Source organism: Rhizobium sp. BR 317 (assembly GCF_047445835.1).
In the GTDB taxonomy this organism is placed as follows: domain Bacteria; phylum Pseudomonadota; class Alphaproteobacteria; order Rhizobiales; family Rhizobiaceae; genus Rhizobium; species Rhizobium paranaense.
On sequence record NZ_JARWLB010000121.1, the window covers coordinates 1 to 1469 of the forward strand.

General features: G+C 56.5%; 2 protein-coding genes. Both read left to right on the forward strand.

Translation table 11 applies throughout. The annotated features are described in order from the left end of the window. Window positions 1-576, forward strand: a 576-nt coding sequence (locus QD357_RS32220; protein WP_414126065.1) for a carbohydrate ABC transporter permease, incomplete at its 5' end; no start/stop codon positions are given. 8 nt (window positions 577-584) lie between these two features. Further along, window positions 585-1454 (forward strand): carbohydrate ABC transporter permease, encoded by an 870-nt coding sequence (locus QD357_RS32225; protein WP_414126066.1) that lies wholly within the window; start codon window positions 585-587, stop codon window positions 1452-1454. Window positions 1455-1469: the final 15 nt, after the last annotated feature.

The window sequence follows — 1469 nt, forward strand, 5'->3', positions numbered from 1 at the left end:
GAATCGTTGTTCCGCACCATTTTTCTCTATCCGCTGACCGTTTCGTTAATCGTCACCGGTCTTTCCTGRCGCTGGCTGCTTGATCCTTCGAACGGCTTGCAGGCGCTAATGCACAGCTTCGGTTGGCAAGGTTTCACCTTCGACTGGCTKGTGCGCCCGGACAGGGCTCTCTACACACTGGTTATCGCTAGTATCTGGCATTCCGCAGGCCTCGTCATGGTTATTGTTCTTGCCGGACTTCGCGGCATAGACAACGATCTCTGGAAGGCGATCCGAATGGAAGGGATCCCGTTGTGGCRGGCCTACCTTCAGGTGATCTTCCCCGGTATGCGGCCGATCATCGCCTCTTGTGTCGTGCTTTTAATGTCGGAAGTCATTCGCGGCTACGATCTCGTTATCGCCATGACCAAGGGCGGTCCCGGCATTTCAACTGAAATGCCGGCAAAATTCGCCGTCGATTTCTATTTCGCCCGCGTCAATCTGGGGCTCGCGTCGGCCGCGTCGATTATGATGTTGTTGCTCTCGCTGCTGCTGCTTGCGCCGTATTTCTATAGCGAATTCCGGAGGCGCACATGACCCCCGTGTTGGCCCGCTCCAAACCTTTTACGCCGCACGCCGCCCGAATCGGCCTTTATACTTTCCTGATCGTCTCGGCGATATTCTTCCTGCTGCCGCTGCTGCTGATGGTGATGAACTCGCTGAAACCGCTCGAGGAGATCCGCCAAGGTAACCTATTGGCCCTCCCGATCAAACCGAGCTTAGACGCCTGGGTGACGGCTTGGAAAGACGCCTGCACCGGTCTCGACTGCAAAGGCGTGCGGCCCGGCCTGTGGAACTCGATCAAGATAACCATCCCCGCCGTGATCATCTCCACGCTGGCGGGGGCGTTGAACGGCTACGMGCTGTCGCAATGGAAATCGCGGCATGCGAATGTGACCATGCTCCTGGTGACGGTCGGACTGTTTATTCCCTATCAGGCCATGCTGTATCCGACCGTGAAGATCCTTAGCAATGTCGGGCTGTTCCGCACATATCTCGGCATCGTCTTCGTGCACGTCATCTATGGCCTTCCTTACACAACGTTGCTATTTCGCAATTTCTACATTGGAGTGCCAGATGAGATMAGCCGCGCCGCTCGCATGGAAGGTGCAAGCTTCTTGCGAACCTTTAGATCGGTCATCTTGCCGATTTCGACTAATATTCTCGTGGTAGTGGCGATCCTGCAATTCACTGGCATCTGGAACGACTACCTGCTCGGCCTCATCTTCGCCGGCAACGACAACCTGCCGATGACGGTGCAACTTACCAATATTGTCAACAACGCGCGCGGCGCGGCCAACCCCAATGTCAACATGGCCGCGGCGCTGATCACCGCCATTCCGACGCTCGTCGTCTACTTCCTGTCCGGCCGCTATTTCGTCCGCGGCATCGCCGCCGGCGCCGTTAAGGGTTAACCATGTCTAGTATCT